10 protein-coding genes are annotated in these 8,104 nt (G+C 37.9%); all 10 read right to left on the reverse strand.

Annotated features, from left to right (window positions below; all coding sequences use genetic code 11):
• Positions 1-121: 121 nt before the first annotated feature.
• The 10 genes from lepB to QZ548_RS05840 all read right to left on the reverse strand — a co-directional run bounded on the left by lepB (position 122) and on the right by QZ548_RS05840 (position 8,060).
• Positions 122-694, reverse strand: coding sequence for a signal peptidase I (lepB, locus tag QZ548_RS05795; protein WP_295869022.1), 573 nt, complete (start codon positions 692-694; stop codon positions 122-124).
• A 9-nt stretch (positions 695-703) separates the two neighbouring features.
• Positions 704-1,573, reverse strand: coding sequence for a YitT family protein (locus tag QZ548_RS05800; protein ID WP_295869023.1), 870 nt, complete (start codon positions 1,571-1,573; stop codon positions 704-706).
• On the reverse strand, positions 1,563-2,090 hold the full coding sequence (locus tag QZ548_RS05805; RefSeq protein ID WP_295781292.1) for a hypothetical protein: 528 nt from the start codon (positions 2,088-2,090) through the stop codon (positions 1,563-1,565). Before QZ548_RS05805 ends, QZ548_RS05800 begins: the two co-directional genes overlap by 11 nt.
• A gap of 113 nt (positions 2,091-2,203) precedes the next feature.
• Entirely contained in the window at positions 2,204-3,418 is a 1,215-nt protein-coding gene (locus QZ548_RS05810) for a DUF3084 domain-containing protein (protein ID WP_119207014.1), read from the reverse strand.
• Between the two features lie 87 nt (positions 3,419-3,505).
• Positions 3,506-4,597, reverse strand: coding sequence for an LptF/LptG family permease (locus QZ548_RS05815; protein ID WP_005387304.1), 1,092 nt, complete (start codon positions 4,595-4,597; stop codon positions 3,506-3,508).
• Between the two features lie 9 nt (positions 4,598-4,606).
• Positions 4,607-5,326, reverse strand: a complete 720-nt coding sequence (gene lptB / locus QZ548_RS05820; RefSeq protein ID WP_119207016.1) for an LPS export ABC transporter ATP-binding protein — start codon at positions 5,324-5,326, stop codon at positions 4,607-4,609.
• A gap of 9 nt (positions 5,327-5,335) precedes the next feature.
• Positions 5,336-6,055: an LptA/OstA family protein gene (locus tag QZ548_RS05825; RefSeq protein ID WP_119207017.1), complete on the reverse strand. Its 720-nt coding sequence runs from the start codon at positions 6,053-6,055 to the stop codon at positions 5,336-5,338.
• Positions 6,056-6,069: 14 nt separating this feature from the next.
• Positions 6,070-6,606, reverse strand: coding sequence for an LPS export ABC transporter periplasmic protein LptC (gene lptC, locus QZ548_RS05830; RefSeq protein WP_295869025.1), 537 nt, complete (start codon positions 6,604-6,606; stop codon positions 6,070-6,072).
• Positions 6,593-7,525 carry a lysophospholipid acyltransferase family protein gene (locus tag QZ548_RS05835; protein WP_039969452.1) on the reverse strand — a complete coding sequence of 311 codons (933 nt, stop codon included), beginning with the start codon at positions 7,523-7,525 and terminating at the stop codon, positions 6,593-6,595. The genes lptC and QZ548_RS05835 overlap by 14 nt, the downstream gene beginning before the upstream one ends.
• Positions 7,526-7,538: 13 nt before the next feature.
• On the reverse strand, positions 7,539-8,060 hold the full coding sequence (locus QZ548_RS05840; RefSeq protein WP_295804944.1) for an HAD family hydrolase: 522 nt from the start codon (positions 8,058-8,060) through the stop codon (positions 7,539-7,541).
• Positions 8,061-8,104: the final 44 nt, after the last annotated feature.

The following is an 8,104-nucleotide window of genomic DNA, read 5'->3' on the forward strand; positions in this document are numbered from 1 at the left end:
GCCATCGTAATTTTAACAAAAAAGCCTATCTACAATGTCATTTGATATGTCCCCCCCTTTTACTGTTGTCCAGTAAAGGGGGTACATATTAATTGCATCAATAGATAGGCTTTTACCATTATTAAATTGCGTAGGATACAAATCCTAAAATATGATCTACAGGTACAGGACCGATAAAACGACTATCGCTAGAGTGATTTCGATTGTCCCCCATTACAAATACATGCCCTTCTGGAACAGTAACCGGTGTAGATCGTGTATAATTCATTATTGTATCTTTAGTATATGGTTCTTGTAATTGCTCACCATTGCGCCATACATGACCATCTTTAAACTCTAATACATCACCTGGACGACCAATAACGCGCTTAACCCATACATCATTTGTTTGAGCAGCCTTGTTAAAGACAGATGCATAGTTCATCAATGGTTCTTCTACATCATCTATCCAAGTACGTGCACGATTAACACGACTATCGATGATTACAATTTGTCCATAATTTGGCATTTCATTCATAATATGATGCCACTTCGTTACAATTAAATATTGACCATTATGTAGTGTATCCTCCATTGATTCACCAGATACCCGTGTTGGTTGAATCAAGAAGATATGGATTACCATAGCAATAACCAATGCTAATACAATGGCATAAATCCAATCTAATATTTCTTTTACTATTTTATTACTCATATTAACTCCTTAATGACCGTTTTTTGTAAATCTACCACCGAATACATCATGTACATCCTGAATCGTAATAAATGCCGATGGATCTACTTCATAAACAGTATTTTTTAACCTCATAATCTCAAGTCTTGTCACTACAGAATACAAAACATGTTTGGGCTGCTTTAAATAGCCCCCTTCACCATACATAATGGTAACACCACGATTGAGGTTCGCATTTAATGCATCTGCAATATTCTTAGAATTCTCTGCATCTGTAATAATCATGACCCCTTTAGATTCATCAAGGCCTGTAATTGTAATATCAATCATCTTATAGGCAATGAAGTATGCAATCAAGGAGTACATAGCACTATTCCAACTATAAACAAAACCCGCTGCGCCGAGAATAATAAGATTCATGGCCATTACGATTTCACCTACAGAGAAGGTTGAACGTTTATCAAATATGATGGCTACGATTTCAGAGCCGTCCAAAGAACCACCGTTACGTATAATGAGGCCTACCCCGATGCCTAAGATGATACCACCAAAGATAGATCCTAAAAATGGATCCGATGTAATCGGTATGAAATCATGAGCAAAGGTTGAAAAAATAGCCATCCATACGATAGAGAACAGTGTAGAGAATGTAAAGTTTTTACCGTTAGCTCTATAGCCAATATACAAGAATGGCAAGTTAAAGAGTACAACGAAAATACTGAAAGAAATTCCTGAAAGCTCTGCAGCCATCAAGGAAATACCAACTACACCACCATCAATGATGCTATTCGGTACTAAAAATAAATCTAAGCCTATAGTATAAATTAAGGCCCCTAAAATCATCATTAAGCAACGCATAATAAAGTTTGACCAGTTATGCGTTGAAGTTTCATTTTTCATGCACTTCTCCTTTACCGTATAACTGCTCCATAGCATGTAATCTCTTTTCTTCTAACTCACTAGCGTCTATGATGTCCCCTTGTATATCATTAGCAGCTTGACGTAACTGTTTTGTATACCGTAAGCCAATAACAAAGGCTGTTAAATCGTCTACTGGCTCCGGTGGGAATTGCATAGATGTAGGGATTATCTTACGCCACCCTGTAGGAGGATTATATTTCCAATATAATTTACGAGCCTCCTCTGTGCTATGGGATTCATCAATTAAGCTAGTAGTAATCCTGTGATTTCGTCCAATTTGTTGAAGAGATGGATATAAATATTTATGATTTGTACCATTTCCACATACGATATGAACAATACCATAATATTCAGTTAATGTACGTTCAATTTCATCATTGAACTGTTTTGTCATAATAATTTTACGACACACCATAGTACCAGACGGTGTTACAATTGCTACACCAGTTTTCTCATTGCCTGGATCTACAGCTAAAATGTATGTAGTATCAGTCATATAACTATCCTCGCTTTAAATACAGCAGTTATATTTTAACACAAAATAAAGGTCTTATGTAAAAAATTACATAAGACCTTTATTTAAAGTATATAAAACCAAAGTACTATTTTTTAATAAGCTGGCATTTTTGCCTTATCATTAAAGACAGGCATTTGAGTAATACGCAACTTAAGATGTACAGGACCAGATGAATATGTATCACCATCAACATATGCTTCTACATGAACCTTGCCATGTATAGTAGCAACACGTCTAATAGCAGTAAATAAATCATCCCCTGGTATAGTTCCAATATCACCAGATAAGGAGTCTGGAATTATGCCTTTCGCTCTCGCCTTTTCATTTACTTGCTTCAAGAATTGAAGCATAGCTGATTGAGCATTAGGCCCACCATCCATTACGGCAGAATGGATTACTTCTCCATTTTTATAAATAAATTGTTGTGGATATACTTGGATAATAGCCACTGCAGGTTCGCCAGCAATGATATTGCCAGCCGCTACAACTTGAACGACCATAGGTGTCTTTGCACTATTAAGCTTTTGTGTAGCCACCTCAATATTTTGACGCTCTACATATACAACAGCTTGCCCTTGATCTTCGATACCAAGGCGGCGTAGAACCAATTTATTGGTATCATCAATAATATTTTTGATGGCTGCTTGGCTATCTTCTTCACTTAAACCAGGTCGAACAACAGCTTGTGCCAATAATTGATCAACTTGGAAAAGAATAGTTCCTTCACGTAAATGAATAATGCCATTTTGCAATTGTTCTTGTGTTGTTTGTAGCTCCTTAATATGAGCTTCCATCTTAGCTCTTGTAGCTTCTAAATCAGCTAACTTTTTAGATACTTCATCATATGAGGCTTGAAGTGTTGCTAACTCAGCTTCAGTGGCATCTTTAGCAGCTTGTGCACTAGCTAATTCCGCTTTGGTAGCTTCAACCTCACTGCGAATTTGCTCTATTTCAGCCATGCGTTCTGCTAATTCTTGCTTATTTTGCTCAAGCAATGCTTGACCACGAATAAGCTCTTGCGTTTTAGCAGCCACCTCATCATTGAGTTGCTTCATATCCGCTCGCAACTGATCCATCCCAAAGAGTGCTGTTCTTACACTTTGAGAAGTAATGGTTAATACCCCTACTGTAGCAGCAGCAACTAATAAACCTGTTACAATAGTAACAATAATCGATGTATGCTTAGGCCTTAATCCAAAGAGGGACATGCGACGCTTACCAACTTTGGTGCCTAACTTATCCCCCATGTAGGCAATAAGTCCACCCATAAGGGCGATAATAACTAATATTTTAACACCTACTAACATCGAGTCCCTCCTTTCCTAAGATTACACAATTATTTTGTTCAAAAATACGATATTTCGTAAGTCAAATTTATTTCTTTATACGCTAAGTTACTTGGATACACGCCAATTTAAATATAAACCGGCAATGATACCTAATGTATCTGGAATTAATGCGGCAAATACAGTCGGCAATGCACCACCTTTACCTAATGCACCAGCAAATGTCATCACACCATAGTAGATAAAGATGATTAAAATACTGATACCAAAGCCAATAGATGAGCTAGAGCGTTGTTTTTGAAGGCCTAATGGAGCACCTACAAGAGCAAATACAAAGCTAGCTAATGGAATTGTAAAACGTTGGTACATTTCCATTTCTAGTTTATTTGCATTCGTATACGCCGCCTTATACGCTTTAATTTGATGACGTAATTCTTTGATTGTTAATTCTTCTGGTTTACGTTGATCTTGTTGAATATCCTTTGGTGCAGATTTAATTGGCAAGGATTGCTCCTTGAATTTCATTGTACGTTCTACACCATCACCGGCGGAAATATCATAAATGATGCCGTTTTGCATCACCCAATATTGACCATTCCAAACGGCAGTATCTGCATTTTCAACCTGTTGTAGCTTGCCACCTTCACCAAATTGTTGCACCGTAATCATGCTTAATTTTTTAGTTTCTGCATTGTAGCTTTTAGCATACATCAATGTACCTAAATCATTACCATTCATCGTTTTTAAAACGATATGATTTTGTGTTTGAGGTGATGCATTTTTCATAATCTGTTCCCGTACAATTGTTTGATACATATTATTTGTACGTGGTACAACAAATTCATTAAATGCGACAGCCCCAATTGAGATGATGAGAGCGATGATGTATACCGGCATCGCTAAACGTAAAAAGCTAAGACCACCGGCACGCATAACAACAATTTCACTGGTGCTACTCAAACGACTAAATGTCATAAGAGAAGCCAATAACACTGACATAGGGAATGTTAAGATAACAATGCTTGGTAAAGCCAATACAAAGGCTTTCATAACAAGCAATAATGGAGCCCCATATTCAGTAATATATTGAGCAATTCTAAATAATGTACCGGTACCAATAAAGATACTGGTAAAAGCAAATACCCCAAATAGGAACGGGCCTACAAAGGCTTTTAGTATATATTTATCTAATAATCTCATAGTCCCCTCCTATAATCTAAAGTTATCCCCTAAGTAATGCTCACGAGCGATTGGATTGTTCGCGATTTCTTCTGGGGTACCTTCTAGGAGGATTTTACCACTACTCAAAATATAAGCCTTGTCTACAATCCCCAATGTTTCACGTACATTGTGGTCTGTAATCAAGATGCCAATACCTCGATTTTTAACATGTAAAATAATTTGTTGAATGTCAGCAACCGCTATAGGATCGACACCAGCAAAAGGTTCATCGAGAAGAATAAAATTCGGTTCTAATGCAAGACAACGAGCAATTTCTACACGACGACGTTCACCGCCAGATAGTTGCATGCCCATACGATCCCGAACGTGACCAATATGAAATTCTTCAATGAGGGATTCCACAATCGCTTCAATTTCATCAGACTTCTTTGATGTTGTTTGTAACATTGCGCGAATATTATCCTCAACGGTCATAGAACGAAAGATTGATGCCTCTTGTGGAAGATACCCAATACCTTCAGCAGCACGTTTATACATTGGAATATTCGTAATATCCTTGCCATCAACGGTAATGATACCAGAACTAGGTCGTTCAATGCCTACAATCATATAGAATGATGTAGTTTTCCCTGCCCCATTAGGACCTAGGAGCCCAACGACTTGCCCCTTATCAACGCGTAGACTAACCCCGTCTACTACATTGCGCCCGTTAAAGGTTTTGACTAAGTTTTTGGTTTCTATATACATATTTAATCCTTATTGATTTGGAACAATGATAAGTGTACTACGACCACCTAATGTTTCAGCAGAATCATCGGCAAGACGGATTTTGAGCTCTGGTGCATTGAGCACATTACCATTTTGAACAGCATGAGCAGAACCAGATAAAAGTACAACGCCATCATTTTGATTTGGAGTTTGTGTATAGGTAGCACGTTCTGCAGAGCCAGATACATTTCGTTCTGGGTTAGAGAATGTTACATCCCCTTGTGCCACTGCACGAATTTCTTTTAGCCAACCTTCTACTTGATTACCTGTCAATGTAGTCCCTTCTGCAATCAAGCGAGCATTGCCAGATACAAGGCCATATTCTGTATCTGTATTGTATTCAACTTTATCGCCAAAAATTTGACGATCACTACGTTGTAAATGAACACCACCATTAGCAATGAACTTATTGTTATTGTAGCTATGCACTGATTGAGCAGACATAGCCATATCAGAACCAATCATGGATACGCCACCATCAAGGTTTGCTTCTTGAGTTTTTGTGTTGTACCAACCATTAGCACCAGTCATTGTTTTATCAGCTTGTGTAATTACCACATTACCATTTGCATCAGCACGCCCTGTATTGCCATCATAAGATAATGTATCCGCGCTAATAGTCAAAGGATCATTTGCGGCCCAAGCTGTAACAGATGCTGTCATAAGCATAGCTAAGATAGCCATACCAATCTGTTTTTTCTTATTCATTATATTTCCTCGCATTACTTCTTCGTTAACTTCGCATTACCAATAGCTTTAATTTTCTTCAAGGACATGTTGCCTTCAAGTTTATCACCAGTTAATGTTATATCTTTATTGTTATAAGTAAAAGCAGATTTAGATGTCAACGTTTTTGTCTTATTATCAAAATGAAGTGCATCGGTTTTAAACTCGGCACCATCAGTATTTGTGGCTGTAACACCTTGATCAATATCAAGGGAATTACGATCGCCTGTCAATACGGCATGAGGTGCTGTAATTGTTGTCGTAACATCATCTTGATAGAAAAGACCTTTTAAATTAGTCAGGACAATAGCTTTTGTACGTGGGTCATATTCAATCTTTTCAGCTGATAAAGCCCACACTAGCTTGCCATCTTTTTCCTCTTGTAAGTCAGCTCCTTGGAAGTTAACAAGTTGTCCATTCTGATTTTGAGTGGTACTAACATCACCAGAGTCTTTCATAATATATACGATAAGACCAATTAGAGCCAACACTATAGCGGCCACAATGGCAATTAATTTTTTATTGTTTTTCATGTGCCCTCTCCCGTGCAGCTACCTTCTTATCATAATCAATAATTTGATCCATCTTAGTCATCCAACGATGTTGGAACCATAGCCACTCATCTGGATGTTCCTTAATAAATTCTTCTGTAACGCGTACACATTCTTCAGTCAAGCGGTACATATCTACATCTTCATCACCTGTATCAACATAATGTAAGGCTGGTAAAATATGTACAATATGACCACCTTCAGGCTTACGAGATGCAAAAATTGGAACTACTGGAGAGCCAAATTTTTTTGCAAATGTAGCTGGTCCTATAACCGCTGAAGAGTCCTGCCCCAAAAACGGAACAGGTAAGCCATTAATATAACCATCTTGGTCAGCTAAAAAACCAAGTAATTTTTTCTTTTTTAACGCCTTAGCAGCAGAAACGATTTCATTACCACCGCTAGCAAACACATCAAGACCTACCATCTCACGATATTCATTCATGAGACGTGTAAATTGTGCATTAGGTTGTTTCTTAACAATTGTAGTAGATGGATATCCATGAGCAGCCATGGCAGCCCCCATCCATTCCCAGTTGCCAACATGTCCAGTAAGAACAATGACACCTTTATCTTCAGCGATGGCTTTCTCTAAATGTTCTACGCCTCGCATTTCAATATGTTTATTGATAAAGGACTTTGTCAGATTTGGCATATATAAGACTTCCATAACACTACGGCCAAGATTCTTGAACAACTTTTCAATTAATTGTTCTGCCTCTTGATCATTCATGTTCATGCCAATCTTTATATTTTTTATACCTCTAAGTTTTTGCTTCTTCGCTATGAGGCCATATACGGGCCCTAGACTAGCGCCTATGAGCAAAATGAGCTTGTATGGCAGTCGGCAAACAAGCCAACTAATGCCTTTAACTAAATGGTATTGCCATTCGTTATTCATTCTGCCCACCTCCTTATTGTCCATGAGCATGGGCCTCTCGTGCATAATCTGCTACAACAGTTTCCCATAGTCCTTGTTTCTTCAAGATATATTCTACAGCCTCTCTAACGGCACCATGGCCTCCATTGACGGTAGATATAAATTTAGCTAATTGTTTGACCTCTGGTACCGCATTATTGGGTGCCATCGGTAATCCTACAATTTGAAGAGCCCCTAAATCATTTAAGTCATCCCCCATATAGGCAATTTCCTCTAAATTGATTTGATGCTCATTACAGAGATTTCTTAATGCTTCTGTTTTATTAGCATGCCCCATAAGCAGTGCATCAAAATGAAGCTCTTTAGCACGTCGCTCAACCATAGGAGATATCCGTGCTGTAATGATTGCAAGCTTAAGTCCTGCTTTTCGAGCTGCCGTTAATCCTAGGCCATCTTTCACAGAAAAAGACTTAAGCTCTTCTCCACTCGATGTATAGATTAGAGTTCCATCAGATAGTACGCCATCAACATCAAGAACAATCCATTGAATATTCATTATACAATGCCTCTACGCAATAAATCCGTAATATGAACAATGCC

Origin of the sequence: uncultured Veillonella sp. (genome assembly GCF_915069625.1) — a bacterium.
Taxonomy (GTDB): domain Bacteria; phylum Bacillota; class Negativicutes; order Veillonellales; family Veillonellaceae; genus Veillonella.